The organism is Staphylococcus sp. TE8 (assembly GCF_000692055.1).
Lineage (GTDB): Bacteria > Bacillota > Bacilli > Staphylococcales > Staphylococcaceae > Staphylococcus > Staphylococcus capitis.
The window spans coordinates 1,137,743-1,161,369 of sequence record NZ_JMGB01000001.1; the positions used below are offsets into that span (position 1 = coordinate 1,137,743).

General features: G+C 33.2%; 21 protein-coding genes. 7 read left to right on the forward strand and 14 right to left on the reverse strand.

Annotation, left to right across the window (positions count from 1 at the left end; all coding sequences use genetic code 11):
* Window positions 1-97: 97 nt before the first annotated feature.
* Window positions 98-598 carry a universal stress protein gene (locus CM54_RS05340; protein ID WP_037549430.1) on the forward strand — a complete coding sequence of 167 codons (501 nt, stop codon included), beginning with the start codon at window positions 98-100 and terminating at the stop codon, window positions 596-598.
* Between the two features lie 160 nt (window positions 599-758).
* On the opposite strand, the gene CM54_RS05345 is transcribed toward CM54_RS05340, so the two are convergent.
* The 7 genes from CM54_RS05345 to ezrA all read right to left on the reverse strand — a co-directional run bounded on the left by CM54_RS05345 (window position 759) and on the right by ezrA (window position 8,919).
* The gene (locus CM54_RS05345) at window positions 759-2,003 is read right to left on the reverse strand and encodes an acetate kinase (RefSeq protein WP_037549433.1); all 1,245 of its coding nucleotides are present in this window, start codon (window positions 2,001-2,003) and stop codon (window positions 759-761) included.
* 89 nt (window positions 2,004-2,092) lie between these two features.
* Complete coding sequence (locus CM54_RS05350) at window positions 2,093-3,040, reverse strand: class I SAM-dependent methyltransferase (protein WP_037549436.1); 948 nt, start codon at window positions 3,038-3,040, stop codon at window positions 2,093-2,095.
* Between the two features lie 125 nt (window positions 3,041-3,165).
* On the reverse strand, window positions 3,166-3,660 hold the full coding sequence (tpx, locus tag CM54_RS05355; protein WP_037549439.1) for a thiol peroxidase: 495 nt from the start codon (window positions 3,658-3,660) through the stop codon (window positions 3,166-3,168).
* Window positions 3,661-3,852: 192 nt separating this feature from the next.
* Window positions 3,853-4,626: a sulfite exporter TauE/SafE family protein gene (locus CM54_RS05360; RefSeq protein ID WP_037549441.1), complete on the reverse strand. Its 774-nt coding sequence runs from the start codon at window positions 4,624-4,626 to the stop codon at window positions 3,853-3,855.
* Between the two features lie 53 nt (window positions 4,627-4,679).
* Window positions 4,680-5,903 carry a tRNA uracil 4-sulfurtransferase ThiI gene (gene thiI / locus CM54_RS05365; RefSeq protein WP_002453446.1) on the reverse strand — a complete coding sequence of 408 codons (1,224 nt, stop codon included), beginning with the start codon at window positions 5,901-5,903 and terminating at the stop codon, window positions 4,680-4,682.
* The gene (locus CM54_RS05370; RefSeq protein ID WP_037549445.1) at window positions 5,903-7,042 is read right to left on the reverse strand and encodes a cysteine desulfurase family protein; all 1,140 of its coding nucleotides are present in this window, start codon (window positions 7,040-7,042) and stop codon (window positions 5,903-5,905) included. Before CM54_RS05370 ends, thiI begins: the two co-directional genes overlap by 1 nt.
* A gap of 182 nt (window positions 7,043-7,224) precedes the next feature.
* Entirely contained in the window at window positions 7,225-8,919 is a 1,695-nt protein-coding gene (ezrA, locus tag CM54_RS05375) for a septation ring formation regulator EzrA (protein ID WP_037549448.1), read from the reverse strand.
* A 135-nt stretch (window positions 8,920-9,054) separates the two neighbouring features.
* Between ezrA and CM54_RS05380 the strand changes: the two genes are divergently transcribed.
* On the forward strand, window positions 9,055-9,525 hold the full coding sequence (locus tag CM54_RS05380) for a GAF domain-containing protein (RefSeq protein ID WP_002434826.1): 471 nt from the start codon (window positions 9,055-9,057) through the stop codon (window positions 9,523-9,525).
* Window positions 9,526-9,745: 220 nt separating this feature from the next.
* Entirely contained in the window at window positions 9,746-10,348 is a 603-nt protein-coding gene (rpsD, locus tag CM54_RS05385; RefSeq protein WP_002434877.1) for a 30S ribosomal protein S4, read from the forward strand.
* Window positions 10,349-10,586: 238 nt separating this feature from the next.
* Here rpsD and CM54_RS05390 read toward each other — a convergent pair whose 3' ends face one another.
* A complete protein-coding gene (locus tag CM54_RS05390) occupies window positions 10,587-11,333 on the reverse strand; it encodes a glycerophosphodiester phosphodiesterase (protein WP_037549452.1) in 747 nt (248 codons plus the stop codon).
* 77 nt (window positions 11,334-11,410) lie between these two features.
* On the opposite strand from CM54_RS05390, the gene CM54_RS05395 reads away from it, so the two are divergent.
* The 3 genes from CM54_RS05395 to serA all read left to right on the forward strand — a co-directional run bounded on the left by CM54_RS05395 (window position 11,411) and on the right by serA (window position 14,726).
* Entirely contained in the window at window positions 11,411-11,851 is a 441-nt protein-coding gene (locus CM54_RS05395; RefSeq protein ID WP_023350109.1) for an SACOL1771 family peroxiredoxin, read from the forward strand.
* A 126-nt stretch (window positions 11,852-11,977) separates the two neighbouring features.
* The gene (locus tag CM54_RS05400; RefSeq protein WP_037549455.1) at window positions 11,978-13,141 is read left to right on the forward strand and encodes a pyridoxal-phosphate-dependent aminotransferase family protein; all 1,164 of its coding nucleotides are present in this window, start codon (window positions 11,978-11,980) and stop codon (window positions 13,139-13,141) included.
* Complete coding sequence (serA, locus tag CM54_RS05405; RefSeq protein ID WP_037549458.1) at window positions 13,131-14,726, forward strand: phosphoglycerate dehydrogenase; 1,596 nt, start codon at window positions 13,131-13,133, stop codon at window positions 14,724-14,726. Before CM54_RS05400 ends, serA begins: the two co-directional genes overlap by 11 nt.
* A gap of 45 nt (window positions 14,727-14,771) precedes the next feature.
* Here serA and CM54_RS05410 read toward each other — a convergent pair whose 3' ends face one another.
* From CM54_RS05410 to CM54_RS05420, 3 genes are all read right to left on the reverse strand, one after another.
* Complete coding sequence (locus tag CM54_RS05410) at window positions 14,772-15,899, reverse strand: HAD family hydrolase (RefSeq protein ID WP_037549461.1); 1,128 nt, start codon at window positions 15,897-15,899, stop codon at window positions 14,772-14,774.
* Window positions 15,900-16,010: 111 nt separating this feature from the next.
* Window positions 16,011-17,480 carry an N-acetylglucosamine-specific PTS transporter subunit IIBC gene (gene nagE, locus CM54_RS05415; RefSeq protein ID WP_037549463.1) on the reverse strand — a complete coding sequence of 490 codons (1,470 nt, stop codon included), beginning with the start codon at window positions 17,478-17,480 and terminating at the stop codon, window positions 16,011-16,013.
* A 261-nt stretch (window positions 17,481-17,741) separates the two neighbouring features.
* Window positions 17,742-18,365 (reverse strand): lysophospholipid acyltransferase family protein, encoded by a 624-nt coding sequence (locus CM54_RS05420; RefSeq protein ID WP_037549465.1) that lies wholly within the window; start codon window positions 18,363-18,365, stop codon window positions 17,742-17,744.
* A gap of 216 nt (window positions 18,366-18,581) precedes the next feature.
* Here CM54_RS05420 and CM54_RS05425 point away from each other — a divergent pair, with 216 nt between their 5' ends.
* Window positions 18,582-19,829: a S1C family serine protease gene (locus CM54_RS05425; protein ID WP_037549468.1), complete on the forward strand. Its 1,248-nt coding sequence runs from the start codon at window positions 18,582-18,584 to the stop codon at window positions 19,827-19,829.
* Window positions 19,830-19,896: 67 nt separating this feature from the next.
* On the opposite strand, the gene CM54_RS05430 is transcribed toward CM54_RS05425, so the two are convergent.
* From CM54_RS05430 to tyrS, 3 genes are all read right to left on the reverse strand, one after another.
* A complete protein-coding gene (locus tag CM54_RS05430) occupies window positions 19,897-21,315 on the reverse strand; it encodes a DHA2 family efflux MFS transporter permease subunit (protein WP_037549470.1) in 1,419 nt (472 codons plus the stop codon).
* Window positions 21,316-21,451: 136 nt separating this feature from the next.
* Window positions 21,452-21,916, reverse strand: coding sequence for a MarR family transcriptional regulator (locus CM54_RS05435; protein ID WP_023350100.1), 465 nt, complete (start codon window positions 21,914-21,916; stop codon window positions 21,452-21,454).
* Between the two features lie 75 nt (window positions 21,917-21,991).
* Window positions 21,992-23,254, reverse strand: a complete 1,263-nt coding sequence (gene tyrS, locus CM54_RS05440) for a tyrosine--tRNA ligase (RefSeq protein ID WP_002434727.1) — start codon at window positions 23,252-23,254, stop codon at window positions 21,992-21,994.
* Window positions 23,255-23,627 lie beyond the last annotated feature (373 nt).

Here is a 23,627-nt window from a genome sequence, read left to right on the forward strand (position 1 = left end):
CAATCATAAAAATTACACAAATTTGTAATTATTGATAATTAAATATTCTGTCAATTATGTTAAAATAGAGTTAAGAAACATGAAGGGGGCACGAGCGATGATTACGTATAAAAATATTTTAATCGCAGTCGACGGTTCATACGAAGCAGAATGGGCTTTTAATAAAGCTGTAGGAGTTGCTAAACGTAACGATGCAAAATTAACAATTGTAAATGTAATCGATTCAAGAACATACTCTTCTTATGAAGTCTATGATGCTCAGTTCACTGAGAAATCTAAACATTTTTCTGAGGAGTTACTTAAAGGTTATAAAGAAGTAGCTTCAAATGCAGGAGTAAAAAATGTAGAAACACGTTTAGAATTTGGCTCACCTAAAGCGATTATCCCTAAAAAATTAGCACATGAAGTAGGTGCTGATTTAATCATGAGTGGTACTTCAGGTTTAAATGCTGTAGAACGTTTTATTGTAGGTTCAGTATCAGAAGCAATCGTACGCCACGCGCCATGTGATGTTTTAGTTGTACGTACAGAAGAAATTCCTGAAGATTTCCAACCACAAGTAGCTACGCCTAGATTACGTGAAAGATATCAAGATTAAATTTAATATTTAAAAGTAAGAATATATTCATTTAATAGCCTATCAACGTCATTATAAAAGTCGTTGATAGGTTTTCTTAATTTTATTTCTCTCTAGTTAAAAATTAAAAATCGCATAACCATTCATATGGTTATGCGATCACAAGTTGTACTTCCACCTATTAATTATTAGTTTCAGCGTTAACACTTTGTTCTTCGGATGATTCCTCTTTTAGTCCACCATATTTGATAACGTCACGAGAAATCATAACTTCCTCGTCAGTTGGTACAACTAATACTTTTACTGGGGAATGGGGATAGTTAATATACCCTTCATCTCCGTGAAGACTCTCATTTTTCTTCGGATCCCAATATACACCCATAAATTCAAGTCCCTCTAGAACTTTACCTCGAATAATATGAGAATTTTCTCCTATACCAGCTGTGAATACAATTACATCAACGCCATGCATTCTAGCCGCATAAGAGCCAATGTATTTATGAATCTTCGATGCAAATAAATCAAGTGCTACACGTGCACGATGACGTCCGTGTTTAGCTTCTTCAGTTAAGTCTCGTAAATCACTTGACGTACCAGTTAAACCTAGTAAACCGGATTCTTTATTCAAGATATTTAATACTTCGTCTGCGTTTTTACCAGTCTTTTCCATAATAAACGGAATCAACGCTGGGTCTAGATTACCTGAACGTGTACCCATTGTTACACCTGCTAATGGAGTGAAACCCATAGATGTATCAATTGATTCTCCGCCATCAATCGCAGCTATTGACGCACCATTACCAATGTGACAAGAAATAATTCTTAAATCTTCGATCGGTCTTCCTAAAATGTCTGCCGCTCTTCTAGATACATACTTATGACTTGTACCATGGAAGCCATATTTACGAATGCCATAATCTTCATAATAATGATAAGGTAAACTGTATAAATAAGCTTGTTCAGGCATTGTTTGGTGGAAAGATGTATCAAATACAGCTACATGAGGGATATTTGGCAATAACTTTTTAAAAGCTCTTATTCCCATTAAATTAGCTGGGTTATGCAGTGGAGCTAACTCACTTAACTCCTCAATTTGAGTCTCTACCTCATCCGTTACAACTACTGATTTTGGAAATTTCTCTCCCCCATGCACTACACGGTGACCTGTTCCTTCAATTTCATTGATATCTTCAATCATGTGATGTTCTTTAAAGCTTTCTAACATAATATTAACTGCTTCTTCATGATCATTTATATCTCTAACGTCAGTAAGCTTTTCCCCTTCAACTACAATTGTGAAAATAGAATCGCTTAAACCAATACGCTCGATGACGCCTTTGGTTACTAACTTTTCTTCCGGCATTCTGATTAACTGGAATTTCAAAGATGAACTACCAGCATTTACCGCCAAAATTAATTTTGACATAGGTCATTGTCCTCCATCATTTGTTTAGTTATATTTTTCACACAGTTCATTTTATCATTATTACAGTTTGAATACTATATTGTTACAGATTATTTTTTTGTATGATTTGTGTCCATCCATTGATTTAATTCACTAATAAATCCTTGAAATTGCTGTGGATTTTTAAAATCAGGAATATTAGCTAATAAGACTTCAACAGGTTTAGTCTCTTGAGGTTGTTTTTTCTGTAAAATAAGTATAGATTTTCGTGCTTTTTCATTTTTAAATAACGTTGTTGGTAGATTTAAAAATGCTTGCATTTCAGTATCTGTAGCAATGAATTTTTCTAACTGTTTCACTTTATCTCCAGTAAAAATGTTACTTGGAACGACTAAAAACGCATAACCTGCCCCTTTTAATGCATTTATAGCTTGTTCAATTAATAAATAATGAGAGTAACTGTGCCCCTCATCAAAGCCAAGTTTCATTTCTTTACTACGCTCATCTACTGGATAATAGCCAATTGGGAAGTCTCCAATTACCACATCTGCTTCTTCTAAAGGCAGTGGCATAATAGCATCTTGAGGGTATACATCAAATGGAATTTCTAAGAAGTTAGCTAAATGTACACTTACTCTAGATAACACTGGGTCTACTTCAATGAGATGATGCATCGTTGTTTTATCCGAAAGTACCTCCTTAACAGAAGCACTTAAGTGTCCAGCACCACTAGCGATATCAACAACATGCATCTCCTCTTTATCTTGCATGAATCGTTCAACTAAGAAACCAAGTATTAAACCTATTGAATCAGGAGTAATTTGGTGATTTGCTTGAATATTTTCTTCTTGCATTAAACTTAAATATGCAAATTGAAATGCTTTTCTTCTATCTTGAAGTGTAGCTTGTTCGAGTAAATCTCTTTTATTGGTATAAATTTCCTCCGTAGCTAACCCTAAATTTTCAATGAAGCTTTGTCCATTTTCTTCATTTAAGGATTTAGCTTTTTCATCTAATGCATGGAATAAGCGTTCCATAATTGTATTTTCTTCAGCCATAAAAAACCCTCTCTAACCAAAAGTGCCCATTCATAATTTATAGAAATTAAACACTTTATCTAACTTTCAATTTCTTAAATAAGTATGGACACTTAGTTAATCACTGTCAATGATACGAATTCAACTTAAATGTTGCGATACGCTTCTAAAGCAGAATCAAAATCTGGGAAGTTAGTACCTTCACTAACAATTTCTTTATAAACAATTTTGTTACTTTCATCTAATACAAAAACTGAGCGTGCTAATAATCTTAATTCTTCCATGACTACCCCAAAGTTTTCACCGAAAGATAGGTCTCTGTGATCACTTAATGTAACAACATTTTCTAAACCATTAGACGCACACCATCTTTTCTGAGCGAATGGTAAATCAACAGAAATTGTTAATACTACACCATCTTCTTGAGATGCTTCTTCATTAAATTTACGTGTTTGTTGGTCACATACTCCTGTATCAATAGAAGGAACTACACTAATTAATTTCTTTTTCCCTTTATAATCTTCTAATGTTATTTGATTTAAACTATTGTCTAATACAGTAAAGTCGGGTGCAATGTCACCTTCTTTTACCTGTTGACCTGACAATGTAATAGGATCATTTTTAAAAGTAATTTCAGTCATTATGATGACCTCCTATATTTTAAGTATTTAATATTATCATACGACAAATTTTAGTAGTAATTCAATTTTTTAATGTAAACAATTTAATTTTCAAATGAGCATTAAACTCTTATACGTATCATTAATTACATATACATCCAAAAAAACTGACATCTACATTAAACGAATAATCTTAACGTCAGTTACTAAAGATTAGTGCATCAACTGCATTACATAATCATATATATTTTTTAATATAAGGACTGCAGTTACTAAAATAAATAAATTTTTAACGTATCCAACGCCCTTTTTCAAAGCAAAATGAGCACCAAAATAAGAACCTACAATCATACTTAGTGCCATAATGAATCCATAAGTAAAATTGACCTGACCTAGCATGATAAAAAGTAATAACCCACCAATATTTGATGCAAAGTTCAGAACTTTTGCATTACCAGCTGCACTTAAAAAGTCAAACCCAAACATGAGTAAAGTAAATAACATGAATGAGCCCGTACCTCCACCTAAAAAGCCATCATAAAATCCTAAAATGATAAACATGATTGAAAAAATGAATGCCTTAATAAATGTAAATGAAGTGAAGCTTCTGACACTACCCCAATCTTTTTTTACAATAGTGTATACAATAACTATCGTTAAAACGACAATAATGAGTGGCTTTAATATATTCGCGGGTAAATAAGTTGCTAAGATTGCTCCTGCTCCTGATGCAATAAATACAAATGGGAAAAGCTTCCCGACTACTTTTAAATCTACTTTTCCAGAACGTATAAATTTAAAAGCACTTGTTAATGTACTAAATGAACTTGCAAATTTATTGGTTCCTAATGCCATTGAGGGTGGTAACCCTACTGCTAAAAGTGCAGGAGTAGAAATTAATCCACCACCACCAACTACTGAATCAATAAACGAGGCGATAAACCCAAAAAACATAATAGTAACGATTACAGATAGATGCCAATCCACTTACTTCATTCTCCCCTTTATTATTTGATGGTTCGCTCGCCAATACTTAATTTTTAAAATAAATCTTCAATTAAAGCATCAGTTGATTGTTCTTTCTCACTTTTATAATTTTGATCGATAGTCATCGTTTCAATATTATCCACTGCTGTTTGAACCATATCATCAAAATTGAATACCCCTTCATATTTCTCAACTTTATCAAAGTCAGGTTCGGTTACAGGATTTTTAGGTGTAAAGATTGTACAGCAATCTTCAAATGGCTGGATAGATGTTTCATAAGTACCAATATCTCGAGCCTTTTTAATAATGTCTTCTTTATCGAGTGTTAATAATGGCCTTAAAACTGGTGTGGAAGTTACATGATTAATGGCATACATACTCTTTAGTGTTTGACTTGCAACTTGACCTAAATTTTCCCCATTAACGATGGCATTTGCACCAATTTTATGAACTAACGCATCGGAAACACGCATCATCATGCGTCGTGTTGAAGTCATTGTATATCGAGGGTGAACAACCTTATTAATTTGCTTCTGTAGTTCAGTAAAAGGAACAATGTGTAATTTAATAGGTCCTACACGCTCTGATAAAATACGTGTGAGTTCAATCACTTTATCTTTAGCTTTCTCACTAGTAAATGGTGGACTATGAAAGTGAATTGCCTCAATTGTAACCCCACGTTTCATTACTTCCATACCTGCCACCGGTGAATCGATACCGCCACTTAACATAAGTAACGTCTTGCCACCAGTTCCTACAGGTAAGCCTCCTGAACCTTGAATAATTTTTTCGAAGATATACACCGCATCCAAACGTATTTCAACTCTCACTTCATGGTCAGGTTGTTTAACATTAACCGAAACACCTTCAACATTCTTCAGTATTGCGCCACCAACTTCACGTTGTAAAGCATAGGTATCTAAATGAAAGGATTTATCTACACGTTTTACATCTATTTTAAAAGTAGAGCCTTCATCAAAATCACGAGCTAGTTGAATCGCTGCTTCATATATTGCTTCTTCTGTTTTATCGGTCTTAATCACAGGACTTATGGATTTAATTCCATAAACTTTAGTTAAACGGTGAATAATTTCATTCATATCCGCATCTTGATCCATATCGACATACATGCGATCTCGTTTACCTTTTACATGGTACCCTTGTAAGGGAATTAACGCGCGTTTTACGTTATCCTTTAATTGATTAACGAACATTTTACGATTTGTACCTTTTAACGTCAATTCACCATATCTTACGAGCAAATGATCGTAGTGCATTATTTTAACAACTCCTTAACTTCTTCATATACTTGTTCAAATACTTCTTTAAATCTTTGAATATCCTCTTCAGTTGTATGAACTCCCATAGATATTCTTATACTACCTTCTATTCTTGCATCAGGAACTCCCATTGCTAATAGCACTTCGTTAAGTTTCCCACGTTTAGATGAGCAAGCACTTGTTGTTGATATCATTACACCATGTTTTGAAAAAGCATTAACAAGCACTTCACCTTTAACACCTGGAAAGCTAACATTAATAATTTGGGGTGCACTATCCTTAGGGGAATTAATGTAAACGCCTCTAAATTCTTCTAAAAATGTTCTAACTGACTGATTCATTTTATTTAATTTACGACGGGCTTCATCTAAACGACCCATGGTAAGTTTGATTGATTTCACCATTGAAACAGCCATTGGCAAATTAACAGTGCCACTTCTCAAACCATACTCTTGACCGCCACCATGCACAACTGGCTCAATATTTTGTATATTTTTAATAATTAAAAGTCCTTGTCCTTTTAAACCATTAAATTTATGTCCGCTTAAACTCAAGCTATCAACACCATTTAAATTCATAGACACTTTCCCAAGTGCTTGTACAGCATCCACATGTAAATGTGCTCGTGGATAGTCTTTTAAGATGTTAACAATATCTTGAATTGGTTGAATTTGGCCCATAATATTATTCACGTACATACATGTGACCAACCCAACTTTATCTGACATTAAAGATTTTAAATGTTCAGTATCAATTTTACCATCACTCTTAACATCAACATATTTAAGTTTAAAACCTTGTTTCTCCTCTAAATATCTCATCACTTCTAAAACAGAGGGATGTTCTAGAACAGAGGTTATAATTTCATTAGCTGTTTCCCTTTTCCTATAAGCGATTCCTTTAAGAGCCATATTGTTAGATTCTGTAGCACCACTTGTAAATACGATATGATACAGGTGATTTAAATTTAAAGCACTGTCTATTTCTTCTTTAGCTTGCTTCAGTACTTGTTCAGCTTGTAAGCCAGCTTGATGAGGGCTATTAGGATTGAAGTACAATGATTGATTCACTTTAACGAAGGAATCAATAACATCTTGATCAGCTTTTGTAGTGGCTGCATTGTCTAAATAAATCACTGATAACACTTCTCTTTCACTTTAATAAATTCTTTAATCGGAAAATGATTACCCCGAACGCTAATCATTTTATAAATTTGGATACTAAAGCATTATACTATTTTCTAGCAAAATTAAAAGAGAGCAAGACAGAAATGATTCACTAAGAATAAAACTTCTGTCTTGCTCTTATAAAATATGGCCTATTCTTTAATAACTTGTTCTTCAATATGTTTAGTAATTCCAGGTTCTACACTTTCAAGTGCTTGTTCTGAAATTTCGATAGAACGTTTGTAGCGATTATTTTTGAATAAACGCTCCGCTTCGTTAAGACTCTTATCAACATTATTATGATCTTTACGATATCTATTACCATATTGAATTAATTTTTCAGCGTATACTGCATTGACTAATACATCATTCGCTTCATCTTCAAACGTATTCATTTGAATAACGATTTTAGCAACTTTATCTTTTAGCTGTTTAACATGTATTGGGCGTTCACTAAATTGATTATTAACTTCACGCACTTCATTATCAATTTCATTTTTCATAATGATGAAACGTTCAGGAACACTTGTTAAGTTTGAAGCTAATAAACGTCTATATACTTCTTCTTTCTTAGATTGAACTCTTAATAAATTGTCTTCTGCTTCTGCTTCATCTTCACGCAATTTAATAAGATGATTTTGAAGTTTATCTTGTTTCTCATTGATAACTGAAACGTGATCTTCAAGATATTGTAAATTATCTTGAACTTCACTATATCTAACTGCCGACTTAGACATTTCTTTTAAGATGTCATCATAAACCGCAATGAGATTTTGAATTTCATTTTCAAATTGACGGACACTTTGTGCATCAGATTCATTAATATAATAATTTTCACGCACATATTCGATTTCAGTTTGAAGTGTATAGTTCATGTCTTTAGCTTTGAATAAATCGTCTGTAATGACATCTTTCGTTTCTTCGACTTCATTTTTAGCTTTAACTTCATGCTCTATTAGATCATACATCTCATCTAAATTATCATTAATACTTTCAAGCTTATCATTAGCTTGATCTAATTCTAGCCGACTTATCATAGGTTCTACAAAACTTAATTCGGTTTTTAAACTTTGTAAGTTTCCATCAACTTTAACATGATCTAAATCGTATCCTTCAACTTTCAAGTCTCTACAACCATATTTTAAATCTTGGAATTGACCTGGTAATTCTTTTTGAGTTTCGCGAATTAAATCAGGTATCTCTTCCATATAAGCTTTAAGACTATTCATCTCTTCGTGTAGAGCGGCTATATGATTATGAGCTTGAACATAATTCCCTTCTGATTTAAGTGTTTCATACTCATTTAATTTCGGTTCAAATTTCTCAATTTCTTTCTCTAAAGGCTGAGCAGCTTCTCCAAATTGATGACGATTAGCCAATACATCACGTTTCATTTCACGATGATCGACCTTACATTTATCGTATAATGCTTCATTGTCTTTATGTAAAGCTAAAACTTCATCTACTTGAGATACTTGTTGATTATAATTGTTTTCATATTGATCCATAAGTTCATGCGCATCATCAATTTCAGTTTGCGCTGCAGAAAACTTAAATTTATCAAGGTATTCCTCAGCATTATGAATTTTTTCTTCAACGGGAGCTAAGTATTTATTTGTACTTTCTGTGTTGTCTTTTTTCATTGCATCATACTTAGTCTTAGTTTCACCTTTTAAGTTTAAATTTTGTAATTTTTTCAAGTTGTCATCAAAAGGTAGTTTTTCAATTTCATTTTTACGCTCTTCAGCTTTTTCAATTGAATTTCTCTTTTTCGAGCGCATGTAGAACATTACGCCTATCGCAATTAATATAATTACGAGTATTGCTAATATGATAAATAACACCATATACTTCTCCTCCTATTTTATCATCTTTCATTATAACGTAAATTCTCTTTTCATTAAAATAGAAAATGTATTAATTGCTAGATTATTTTCAAAACTTTATACTTATTAAAAACTTTCGTATGAAGGGGTATAGTTATGACTAACGTAAAAGAAACAAATTATTTGATGCTTACCAAGCAATTAAAGAGTTTAATCGAGGATGAACATCATTTAATTGCAATTTTAAGCAACACTTCTGCCCTAATCAATGATCATTTAGATCAAGTTAATTGGGTCGGATTCTATTTAATAGAAGATAATGAACTTATCTTAGGTCCATTTCAAGGTCATCCGGCTTGTGTGCATATCGAAATAGGTAAAGGTGTTTGTGGTACTGCTGTTTCTGAAGATGCTACACAACGTGTAAGTGATGTTCACCAATTCCCTGGGCATATCGCATGTGATGCGAATAGTAAATCAGAAATAGTAATACCTATTCATGTTAATGATAAAATTATTGGCGTCCTAGACATTGATGCACCGATAAAAGATAGATTTACTTGGGATGATCAAGAAGGCTTAGAGCAAGTCGTTCAAATTCTAGAAAAACAATTAAATCAATCATAAATAAGTGTTGACAGTTCTCAATAAACTGGTACAATGAATTTTGTGTGAATTAACGAAAATAGCAGTTGTATATTATCAAGCTCTATGTTGTTCCCGACGCGGACGTGTCACGTAACTGACGCTATAAGGTGAAGACACATAAAACAATATATCTCGATAAGCATATAACACTCTTTTTTGTTTTTTCATAACAACAAAAAAGAAAAAGGAGGAGTCTCACATGGCTCGATTCAGAGGTTCAAACTGGAAAAAATCTCGTCGTTTAGGTATCTCTTTAAGCGGTACTGGTAAAGAATTAGAAAAACGCCCATACGCACCAGGACAACATGGTCCTAACCAACGTAAAAAATTATCAGAATATGGTTTACAATTACGTGAAAAACAAAAATTACGTTACTTATATGGAATGACTGAAAGACAATTCCGTAACACATTCGAAATTGCTGGTAAGCAATATGGTGTACACGGTGAAAACTTCATGATTTTACTTGCTAGTCGTTTAGACGCAGTAGTTTACTCATTAGGTTTAGCTCGTACACGTCGTCAAGCACGTCAATTAGTTAACCATGGTCACATTGAAGTAGATGGTGGACGCGTAGACATCCCATCTTATTCACTAAAACCTGGTCAAGTGATTACAGTACGTGAGAAATCACAAAACTTAAACATCATTAAAGAGTCTGTTGAAATCAACAACTTCGTACCAGAATATTTAGACTTCGATGCTGACAGCTTAAAAGGTACTTTCGTTCGCTTCCCAGAACGTAGCGAGTTACCAGCTGAAATCAATGAACAATTAATCGTTGAGTACTACTCAAGATAATCGATTTCTTCAAATTTTACCCCAATTCCTTTCCGGAATTGGGTTTTTTAATGCCACTTCCTCATCAATGAAGGTTAGTGGCATTTATGCATAAGCTTTAGCTTAAGCGTTCCTTTCTTTAACCAGTTATGAAATTACTGGTTCTTAGTGCATGAGCTTTAGCTCATGTATTCCTTTATAATTTTGAAGGTTAGTGGCATTTTTGCATAAGCTTTAGCTTAGACGGTCCTTGTTTCCCCTACAACTTAAACATTTCTTCAGGTATGTCTGAAATAATTCCATCTACTCCATAATGTAAAAGTTTCTTAGCCGCCTTAGGTTTATTAACTGTGTAAGGTAATACTTTTAACATTTCTTCATGGGCATGTTTCATAAATCTTTTAGTAACTAACTTATAATTTGGATTCGCATAATCTGCAATCTTCGCAATTTCTTTAAAGTCTGGTAATTTATACCAATATTTCTTTTTACTCAATAATACGCCTAATTCGTATTCTAAATTCATATTTGCTAACTTCTTAACACAATCAAAATCAAATGATTGCAATATCACTTTGTGAGAAGGCATATCTTTTTCTTTTAACTTATCTACAATCATCTCTTCAATACCTGGATATTGAGATGGTGTCTTGATTTCTATAAGTAGCTTTTTTGAAAAATTATTAACTAAATCAAGCACCTCATCAAATGTAGGTATACGTTCACCTTTGAACGCATCACCTCTTTTTACACCAAAATCAAATTCTCTTAACTCTTCTAAAGTATAGTCTTTGACTTTACCTTTCCCATTAGATGTACGATCAATAGTATCATCATGAATAATAACAAGTTGTTTATCCTTAGTATAATGTACATCAATTTCTAACATATCTATATGAAGCATAAGTGCATGTTTATATGCAATAAGTGTATTTTCAGGATAATCTTCAGGCAAACCTCTATGTGCTACGATTTGAAAAGTTTGATTTGGACGTGCAATTTTCATGAAAGTCACCTTTCTTTTAATCTTTTTTAAATTACTCTAAACTTAAATTACCACAATGACACAGGAGGTCAATCTAAATGGTAAAGCATGATTTCAAAGTAGTAACTCAGTGGAAAGGTGGACGGAATGAGATAGGCACTGTTCAAGGAGATTTAATTAACGAACAGATTTCAATCCCCTATTCTTTAGGCGGTCAAGGCATAGGTACAAATCCTGATGAAATGTTAGTATCGGCAGCTTCCTCATGCTATATTATTTCACTCGCTGCAACTTTAGAAAGAGCTGGATATAAAGATATACGCATTAATCAACAATCTGTTGGCACTGCCTCCTTTGAAAATGGAAAATTCAAAATGGAGTGTATTACACACTATCCTAAAATTAATGTCGACAACAATCATAAAGATAATCTAAAGAAGAGACTACTAAAACTCTTAAAAATTGCGGATAATAATTGTATGATTTCAAATGCTATAAAAAATAATGTTGAAGTGCGTATTGAACCAACTTTAGTTTAAATTGCAAAAGCTATCACAAATTGGAAACATGTAAACGTTTTATAAGTGTGATAGCTCAATATTTAGGGTTTTAAATATTCAGAATATTTGATAAAATAGAAAAATCTTACAGTGGGAGGAATGTTTATGCAGTATTACCAACCTTTATTATTAACTCCAGGTCCAACGCCAGTTCCAAATTCAATTATGAGCGCGATTCAATTACCTATGGTCGGACATAGATCAAAAGATTTTGAAGACATAGCTGATGAAGCATTTAAAGGTTTGAAACCTATTTTCGGTACAAAGAATGAAGTACTCATATTAACTTCTAGTGGTACAAGTGTTCTTGAAGCAAGTATGCTGAATATCGCAAATCCAGATGATCACATCGTTATTATTGTCTCAGGTGCATTTGGAAATAGATTTAAACAAATCGCTGAGACATACTATAAAAATGTGCACGTTTACGATGTAACATGGGGAGAAGCTGTTGACGTTAATGATTTCATTAAATTTTTAAAACAATTAAATCATCGTGTTACAGCGGTATTCTCTCAGTTTTGTGAAACTTCTACAGGCGTACTACATCCTGTACATGAATTAGGTCACGCTCTTAAAAATTATGACGATTCACTGTACTTTGTCGTAGATGGTGTAAGTTGTATTGGTGCAGTTGAAGTTGATTTAATTAAAGATAAAATTGACGTTCTTGTTTCAGGTAGCCAAAAAGCCATCATGTTACCTCCTGGTGTTGCTTTTGTTGCTTATAGTGACAGAGCTAAAGATCGTTTTGCTGAAGTAACTACACCTCGATTTTATTTAGATTTAAATAAATATCTTAGCTCTCAAGAACAGAATTCTACACCTTTCACTCCTAATGTTGCTTTATTTAGAGGAGTTAATGCATATGTAGAATTGGTTAAACATGAGGGATTAAATCATGTTATAAAGCGCCATTATAGCATACGTAACGCTTTACGTACTGCTTTAAAATCTCTTGATTTAGAGTTATTAGTTAAAGATGATTCATATGCCTCTCCTACTGTAACGTCTTTCGTACCTAAAGACAAAGAAGAATTAACTTATTTAAAAGATCAACTTAAATCACGTTTCAATATTACAATTGCTGGCGGTCAAGGACATTTGAAAGGTCATATATTACGCATTGGTCATATGGGGAAAGTGTCTCCATTTGATATCCTCTCTGTTGTTGCAGCAATAGAAATTCTTTTAACTGAATATAGCAATAAAAATTATATCGGCAAAGGTATTGCTCAATTTATGGAGGTTATCAAACATGAGTCATAAAATTTTAGTATCAGATCCTATTTCTGAAGAAGGTTTAAAAAGTTTATTAGATAATAATGAATTTGAAGTGGATATTCAAACTGATTTATCGGAAGAAGAGTTAATCAATATCATCGGCAATTATGAAGGATTAATTGTACGTAGTCAGACTCAAGTCACTGATAAAATTATCAACTCAGCTTCACGTCTTAAAGTTATCGCTCGAGCGGGTGTTGGGGTTGATAATATTGATATTGAAGCTGCAACGTTAAAGGGTATCTTAGTGATTAATGCCCCTGATGGTAATACAATTTCTGCAACAGAACATTCAATTGCAATGATTTTAGCAATGGCTCGCAATATCCCTCAAGCGCATCAATCATTACGTAATAAAGAATGGAATCGCAAAGCGTTTCGCGGAGTAGAACTATATGGTAAAACACTAGGTGTCATCGGAGCTGGACGTATTGGTCTAGGTGTTGCAAAACGTGCTCAAAGTTTTGGCATGAAAATTTTAGCATTCGATCCTTATTTAACTGAAGACAAAGCGAAATCTCTAGATATTCAAAATGCAACTGTTGATGAAATTGCTGAACAAGCTGACTTCGTTACAGTTCATACGCCTTTAACACCTAAAACACGTGGCATTGTTGGGGAGTCATTTTTCAACAAAGCTAAACCAAATCTCCAAATTATTAATGTTGCAAGAGGTGGAATTATTGATGAAGAAGCACTTATTCATGCTCTAGACAATAATTTGATAGATCGTTCTGCCATTGATGTCTTTGAACATGAGCCACCTACAGACTCTCCATTAATTTCTCATGATAAAATAATAGTTACTCCACATTTAGGCGCTTCTACAGTTGAAGCCCAAGAAAAAGTAGCTGTTTCAGTTTCAGAGGAAATTGTAGATATATTAACAAATGGAACGGTTGAACATGCAGTAAATGCTCCAAAAATGGATTTAAGTAATGTTGATGAAACAGTCAAATCATTTGTTGATTTAGGTACAACTATAGGTGAATTTGCAATTCAATTATTAGAGGGAGCTCCAAGTGAAATTAAAATTACCTTTGCTGGAGACTTAGCCACGAATGATACAAGTTTAATAACTAGGACAATTGTGACGAATATACTTAAAGAAGATTTAGGTGAAGAAGTTAATATTATTAATGCTTTAGCTTTATTGAACCAACAAGGTGTAACATATAATATTGAAAAGCAGAAAAAACATTCTGATTTTAGTAGTTATGTAGAACTTGAGTTAACTAATGATAAAGATCAAATTAAAATCGGAGCTACAGTTCTAGCAGGATTTGGTCCAAGAATCGTTCGAATTAATGACTTCTCACTTGATTTCAAGCCAAATGAGTATCAAATAGTAACTTGTCATAAAGATAAACCTGGCATTGTTGGTCAAACTGGTAACCTTTTAGGTAGTCATGGTATTAATATCGCCTCTATGACATTAGGTAGAAATAATGAAGGTGGCGACGCACTTATGATTCTATCAATTGATCAACAAGCCTCTTTAGATGTTATCAATATTTTACGTGAAACTGGCGGTTTTAATAGAATTATTAGTACAAAACTTACAATATAATTTTTAAGGCTACAGAACATTTTAATCTCGTTCTGTAGCCAATTTTTATAGTAGAATATTCCTTATTTTAGTGACATCCTCAACGATGTAATCAGCACCATATTCTTCGAGTTCTGGCTGCGCTTTATCACCTTTTAGACCTGTTAACGTCCCAATAAATGTAGCGCCAATTTTTTTCGCACTTAATAAGTCAGCAAGTGAATCACCAACTATATAGACCTCGTCTTTATTCACTATATTTTCCTGATGAGTAGCATACTCCTTGTATCTATTTCTGTCATTACCATTCAAGGTAGCTATATAACTAAATGGGTTAGGTTTACCTAAAGGTTGATACTCTGGGTAATCACTCTCAGCATCTAACACCTCACTGGCAGTAACAATGTGTTCATCATCAAAATATGATTTAAGTCCTAATGATTCGAAAGGAATGATTGTTTCTGTTCTAGGACGACCTGTAGCAATCGCTAGATGATAACCCGCTTCCTTTAAATGTTGTAATAATAATTGAATTTCTTCTTGAGGTTTAAGTATCACTTCTTCATAAATGAATCCCTTTTTAAAATCTAATAATGCGGTACCCTCTTCTACTTTATTGAATAAATCCTTACCTAAATACCATTCTTGATATGTATCTTTAGCGAGTTGCCATAAATTACTTTTTAATTTAAATAATTTTGTATCATCAATTTCTAATTGGTCTTTAGCATATGATTCTAAATCTTCATATATAGCATCTTTCCCATTTCTGAAGGAATCAATAACTTCTAAAGGTTTCTCGTAATCTATCTCTTTATGTAATAAATGTTTATTCATTTCGAATAAAGTTTTTTCATTAAAATTACTAGAATTTAAAAACTCACATCTATGTGATTGATCAAGTTGCTTAGCAAGATCAATTAAATGAATACTAAATACGATAAAAAGCATATCCCAATTAGAATTTAATCCTAATGATTTTAATTGATTCAATATTTTATCATGTTGAAATACACGTTCTCGTATTTCCTGAATCTTTTTATCATTTAAATCATTTTCAAAATCTATGTATGTTCCACAACCTAAAAAAATACCTTCACTCGTCAAAAGTTCTTCTACAGTTATTGCTGAAACATCAAAACAGCGTTCTTCACTCAAAAATACACCATCAACATCAAATAATATGGACTTCACTACTTACACCTGGCCTTTCAGAAAATTCTGATACAACTTATATTACATGTTTAATGTTAAAAGGGCAAACCTTCAATAGATTTGCCCTTCCATAAGATATTCTGATAACTATTACATTTGTTTCTCTATTTCATCTGCAACTTGTTGAACATGTGTACCAATAATCACTTGTGTTGAGTGTTTACCACTTTTAGTAACCCCTACTGCACCTGCATTTTTTATTTTCTGTTCATCTATAATAGAATTATCATTTAATTCCATTCTTAAACGCGTAGCACAATTTGTTAAACTTGAAATATTATCACTGCCGCCTAGTCCATCTAAAATTTGTGAGGCTGTATGATAATATTTGCCTTTAGATTCTGAATATGTGGCAGAATTATTTTCAGACGTAGCGTTAGCCGTTGGATCCGCAAGTTCATTATCCCCTCGACCAATTGTATTCAAGTTAAACACTTGGATAACAAATCTAAAAATAGCGTAATATAAAATAAAGAATATGATACCTTGAACTAGTAACATCCATGGCTTATTTGACACTGGGTTAACGAGTGATAAGACAAAGTCAATCAACCCAGCACTAAATGAGAAACCAGCTGTCCAGTGAAAGATAGCCGCTATAAATAGCGATAAACCTGTTAACGCAGCATGAATGACAAATAAAACTGGTGCAACGAACATAAAAGCAAATTCAATTGGTTCAGTTACTCCAACAAAGAAAGCAGAAATAGAACTTGCTAAGAACCAAGCGTAGACTTGTTTTTTCTGACTAGATTTCGCTGTATGATACATCGCAAGCGCCGCCGCTGGTATACCAAACATCATTACAGGAAAGAACCCTGCTTGGTAACGACCAGTAATACCTTTAACTGCATCTTTACCACTTTGGAATTTACCTATGTCATTGATTCCGGCAGTATCAAACCAGAATACATTATTTAATGCATGATGTAATCCAGTTGGTATAAGCAAACGGTTAAAGAAACCATATAACAATGCACCAAATGGTCCCATACCTACTATCCATTTACCAAAAGTAACAATTGCGTTAAATACTGGTGGCCATACAAAAAGTAAAACAATAGCTAAAAATGTACAGAAAAAAGCGGTCATGATAGGTACTAAACGTTTACCACTAAAGAATGACAGTGCCACAGGCAATTCAGTTTCACTAAATTTGTTATAGCAAAATGCTGCAATTAAACCAATTAAAATTCCTACAAAGACATTCCCATTTGTCATTTGCTCAAAAGCACTATTAACATCTGTCGTTTTTACTTGTAATAGAGGTGCTAGTTTTTTAGGCGATAGCACGACTGTGACTATGAAAAATCCTAAAGTCGCAGCTAATGCAACTGCACCATCATTTTTCTTAGCCATACCTATCGCAACACCAATTGCAAATAATATTCCTAGTTGTTCGAGTATCGTTTCCCCTACACTTGTAAAGAACATTGCAACTTGTGGCAAAATTGATAGCGCGTCTAGCACGTGACCTATCCCTACAATAATTGCTGCAGCAGGTAATACTGCAACAGGTAGCATTAACGACCTACCTAAGTTTTGAAAAAATTTGTACATGAACATCATCCCTCTAATAAAATTTCAAATTACATTAAACATTGAAATGCTTTTCATATATTAATAATTAATTTTACTTAATTAATTTACCATAAAATAAGACTTTAGAGATGCACTATTTTTAATTAATTATAACTATTTCGTGAGTTTATGCCTTTTACATGTAATCGTTTTATTTATCATCAAAAATTTAAGAACGTCAATTTTTCAAATCTAGGTCAATTGACGTTCTCATATACAAAGCATTTATAATTTCCTTAATTAGTCCTCTAAACGTTTAGCAATCTCATTGAGTTCTTTTTGTAATTGATTTGTGCGTTTTTCTATTTCTTTAGTAAGATATTCTACTTTTTCATTTCGTTTTAAATCCTTTGGAATATCACTCGTATCAATTGGTTCACCAATTTTTATCATCGCTTGTCCTGTAATTAAGCCATGAATTTTTTTAGGACCTACATATGCAGCCGGTAAAATTGGTGCTTTACCTAACATTGCTATAGTTGCAGCACCACGTTTTAATGGTGCACCTTCCATAGCAGTACGGTGACCTGTTGGGAAGATACCAACTGTTTTATGTTCTTTAAGTAGATTGATAGGTCTTTTTAATGTGCTTGGACCTGGATTCTCTCTATCTACAGGGAAGGCATTTAAAGAGCTTAAGAATTTGCCGCCCCATTTATTACTAAATAATTCTTTTTTAGCCATATAATGAATTTGATTTGGTAGTAATGCCATACCTAACATAATCACTTCATTATAGCTTTCATGTGTACAAGTCACTACATATTTACTATCTTTAGGAATATTTTCTTTTCCAATTACATATAATGATTTAGCCATTTTGACTAAAATGACGTCTAAAATTTTACTTATAATGCTGTACATTATGTCACCCGCTTCTTGATTTTGTTTTTTAACATATAAATTTTATCATTTCCCTTAATCGAGAACAATAGACGTCCCTCTTACGTGATTAAAGTTATCATTTTTAAAATTGAACTACCTTTCAAAATACGTCTAAAGTCTGATAGCCGTTTACTAGCCAAATTCTTAAAAAAATTACATAATTAGATAGAAGAGAATATTATTTGGAGGTTACATATGTCAGATCAAACACAACAACATCAGTCACACGACAATTACCAACGTCCTTCATACAATAAAAAGCCCAAATTTCCTTGGTTTAAGACAATTATAGTTGCGCTTATTGCGGGAATTATTGGTGCACTACTTGTATTAGGTATAGGAAAGGTTCTTAATCATACTGTTCTCAATCATGATGGTGCATCTGTTCAAGAGGTATCAAATAGTAAGGGCGGTAACCAACTTGATGGTAAAAGTGATAAATACAAGTCGGTTCACGATATGATTAAGGATGTGTCACCGGCCATAGTTGGAGTTATTAATATGCAAAAATCTTCAAGCTTAGATGATTTACTAAAAGGCAAATCATCAAAACCTGAAGAAGCAGGTATTGGTTCTGGTGTTATCTATCAAATCAGCAATGGTTCAGCTTACATCGTTACAAATAATCATGTCGTCGATGGTGCATCCGAAATTAAAGTACAGTTACATAACTCCAAGCAGGTAAAAGCGAAGTTAATTGGTAAAGACGCTCTTACTGATATTGCAGTTCTTAAGATTGAGGACACTAAAGGTATTAAGTCTATCAAATTCGCTAACTCATCTAAAGTACAGACTGGAGATAGCGTCTTCGCAATGGGTAACCCACTTGGTTTAGAGTTCGCCAATTCAGTTACTTCGGGAATTATTTCAGCGAGTGAACGAACTATTGATGCCAATACATCTGCAGGTAATACTAAAGTTAATGTTTTACAAACTGATGCGGCTATTAACCCTGGCAACTCTGGTGGTGCGTTAGTTGATATCAACGGTAATTTAGTGGGTATTAATTCTATGAAAATTGCTTCCGAGCAAGTAGAAGGTATAGGGTTTGCTATACCAAGTAATGAGGTTAAAGTCACGATTGAACAACTGGTTAAACATGGTAAAATTGAACGCCCTTCTATAGGAATAGGATTAATCAACCTAAGTGAAATACCTGAATCTTATCGTAAAGAGTTGCATACAACTAAGGATTCTGGGGTTTATGTTGCTAAAGCGGATAATAGTAATAATGTTAAAAAAGGAGACATTATTACTCAAGTAGATGGTAAGAAAGTCAAAGAGGTTACTGATCTAAGATCATATCTTTACGAACATAAAAAACCTGGTGAAACGATTACCTTAACAGTCATTAGAGATGGCAAGACTAAAGATATTGAAGTGAAATTGAAAGAACAGACACGAACTTCATCATCACAATCTCAAAGTCAATTTGCGCAATAATTGTTTGACCTTAATAATCAAATAAGCCAAGAGACATTAACAATAGTGTCTCTTGGCTTTTCTGTATTTATAATTCAATTTCATTGGATTTATGTGTAAGAAATAACGCAGGTAAAACGATAAGTAACAATGCTATAGTTGAGACTAAGAAACCTGCATGATAAGCTCTTAAACTTTGAAAAATTGATGGATGATTTAGTGCTAACATAGATGCTACTACAGTTGCGATAATGGCTGTACCTAGACTAGAACCAATATTTTCAATCATATTAATCCCTACACCCGCTTCGGCAATTTGTTTATCGTCAATGCCTTGATAAGCATCGCTTGTAAGACCAAGATTTATCCCGCCTACGCTACATCCTCTTATAAAAAGTATCAAAGACAACCATACAATATGCGTGTGATTTGAAACGAACATCAATGGCACTGTACCAAACATGGCTATAATAATGCTCACTATGACTACATATTTCGCACCGATTTGGTCAATCATTTTCCCAATATAAGGTCGTGTAATTAACATACCTAGACCTTGAGGTATTAAAGCTAAAGAAGCTTCAATAGCAGTATAATGTTTAAAGTTCTGGAAGAATAATGGAATAATTAACATTGGTCCCATAATTCCTATATTGGCAAGTAACAATCCAATAGATGACGCAGCATATTTCTTTTGTGTAAATAAATTGATTGGTAGAACTGTATGATAATGTCTTAGACGATTATAAATACAATAAGTAATCGTTAAAAGTATTCCCATGATAATGTATATCATTGGTTTCAAAGTAAAGAATGTACCATCATCAGAAGCTTTCGTCACACCATAGATTATGCTGATACTCATAAATGATAATAATAATATTCCAATTACATCTAATTTACTGTCTTTATTAAATGGTTCAAATTGAGGTACATATTTATTCATCAATGGTATTGCAATGATAACGATAAAGATATTAATAAAAAATATCCAACGCCAGCTCGCAAAATGGATAATAAATCCTCCAAGAACAGGGCCCAATATAGGACCGAAGATCATGGGCGTACTAACCACTGCCATAACCTTACCAATATGGTCTTGCCCTGCTGTTTTCACAAGTAATGTAAACATTAAAGTTGTGATAACTCCCGCACTAAATCCTTGTAAAATTCTAAAGATATTAAATACGATAATATTCCAACTCACTCCAGCTAATATAGAAGTTAAGCCAAAAGCGGCCATTGCTAAAATAAAAACCTTCTTTCCATTAAACTGATTCATAAACCAACCGGACAATGGTACAGCAATGGCGAGCGCTAATACGTAACCTGTAATTCCCCACTGAACAATATCTAGAGAACTATTAAATGTATGATTAAGTTGTTTAATAGCTATATTTATCATTGTTGAATCTAACATTGGAGCGATGGCGCCTAAAGCAATTGCCCAAGCTGCAGTCATTACCTCTTTAGTGACACCATTGGATTGAGAATGAGATGTTGCCATTTGAATTCTCCTTCGTTCAAATTGTTTCTTCGTCAACAAAATATACACTCGTTTTGTTTCTTTGTCAACAATAATTCGGTAAAAATTTAGGATACTGCAATTTCAATGTTTTTAAGAAATTACAATATCCCCATATTTAATGTAATAATCCTTGCTTTTTTATTTCATGATCAAGGTGGGCATTATATTTTTCAGCAAAACGCATCATTGATTTAAATTCGTCTTCGGTGATATTATCAAACACCTCTTGATCCCTACGTTGAAATTCTTTATGAAGTTCTTCATGGGTTTGGTAAATTTGCTGACCCGCTTCGGTCAACCGAAAATAAACTTCCTTTTTATTATTAGGATTTTTATAACTCTCTATTAAGCCTCTTTGCTCAAGACGTTTCGTAAGTTTACTTATCGCGCCTCGTGTCATAAATAATGCTTCTGTTAATCGCCTTACATTAGGTTCGTTAAGCTCTTCAATTGCTTCAATACAATGCACTTCACTTGGTTTATTTCCTTTAAGCGCTTCTTCCATTTTTCCTTTGTTTAGCCAAGCAATTTTATTAAAGATATCCCGAAAATTTTTCATCATCAATTGTTCTTTATTCACACTACGCACCTCCTATTATTGAAAATAAACCTCCCAACCAATGAGATGATTAGGAGGTCATTTTTAACACATCACTTATTGATAATTAACCATGAAATATTTTTTCTTACCACGACGAATAATTGTAAACTCATTATCAATTTTATCGTCATTGCTTAATTCATAATCAACTGACTGTTGACGTTCGCCATTAATATAGATAGCACCATTATTAACATCTTCACGTGCTTGTCGTTTAGATGTAGCAATACCTGTTTCAATTAACGCTTCAATAATATTCGTTGTTTCAGAAGATAATGAAACTTGAGGTACATCTTTGAAACCTTCTTTTAATTCTTTACCAGTTAATGATTTCAAGTCACCGCTAAATAAAGCTTTAGAAATTCTAATCGCATCATTTAGCGCTTCCTCACCATGAATAAATTTAGTTACGTTTTCTGCTAATGCTTTTTGAGCTTCACGAAGATGTGGCGCCTCTTCTTTAGATTGTTCTAAACGATCAATCTCTTCTTTATCTAAGAAAGTAAAGTATTTTAAGAATTTAATCACATCTTCATCAGATTGGTTAATCCAGAATTGATAGAATTCATATGGACTTGTCTTTTCAGGGTCTAGCCACACCGCGCCTGACTCTGATTTACCAAATTTCTTACCGTCAGATTTAGTTACTAATGGGATTGTAAGACCAAACGCTTCAGTTTGACCGTACATACGGCGCATTAATTCGATACCACTTGTAATGTTACCCCATTGATCTGAGCCACCAACTTGAATTTTACAATTTAATTCACGATTTAAATGACCGAAATCGATAGCTTGTAAAATAGTATAAGTGAATTCCGTATAAGAAATACCGTGTTCTAAACGTGTTTGAATGGAATCTTTACCTAACATGTAGTTGACGCCTACATGTTTACCATAATCACGTAAAAAGCTAATTAAAGATATTTGTCCAAGCCAATCTTTATTGTTGACTAAAACCGCACCTTTATCAGTACCAAATTCAAATAAGCGATGCATTTGCTTTGATAACCCTTGTACGTTAGCTTCCACTTGTTCTTCAGTTTGTAAAACACGTTCTTCAGATTTACCAGATGGATCACCAATCATACCTGTACCGCCACCGATAAGCACGATTGGACGATGACCATGTTCTTGGAAACGTCTTAATGTTAGGAATGGTAGTAAATGTCCAATGTGTAAACTATCTGCAGTAGGGTCAGCACCACAATATAAAGTAACTTGTTCTTTATTTAATAAATCTTCAATACCTTGTTCGTCAGTTTGTTGATATATTAAACCTCTCCATTTTAAATCTTCAATTAATGCATTAGCCATTGCTAACATCCTCCCTTAATATTTTTATAGTTATTATTTTGTTTTGAAAATGGTTACTCGTGAGCGTGTAATTTAATAAAAAGTATTTGATATTGCATTTAATTTATTTTTCAAAAATAAATTTTTAATATAAATCAAATAAAAAGCCCTTACATCTAAACATGTAAGGGCGCTTATGCACGGTACCACCATACTTTAACAAGAGTTTATGTACTCTTGAAAAACTTTATTAATGAGACGTTCATTAATGAAACGTTGAATAACTTTATAGAGGTGTATTCACATATAAGCAAATGCTAGTTCGCAGCGACCACTAACTCTCTGTAATCTTCCTTAAATGCTACTTCTCCTCGTATCCAAAACATATTGAATT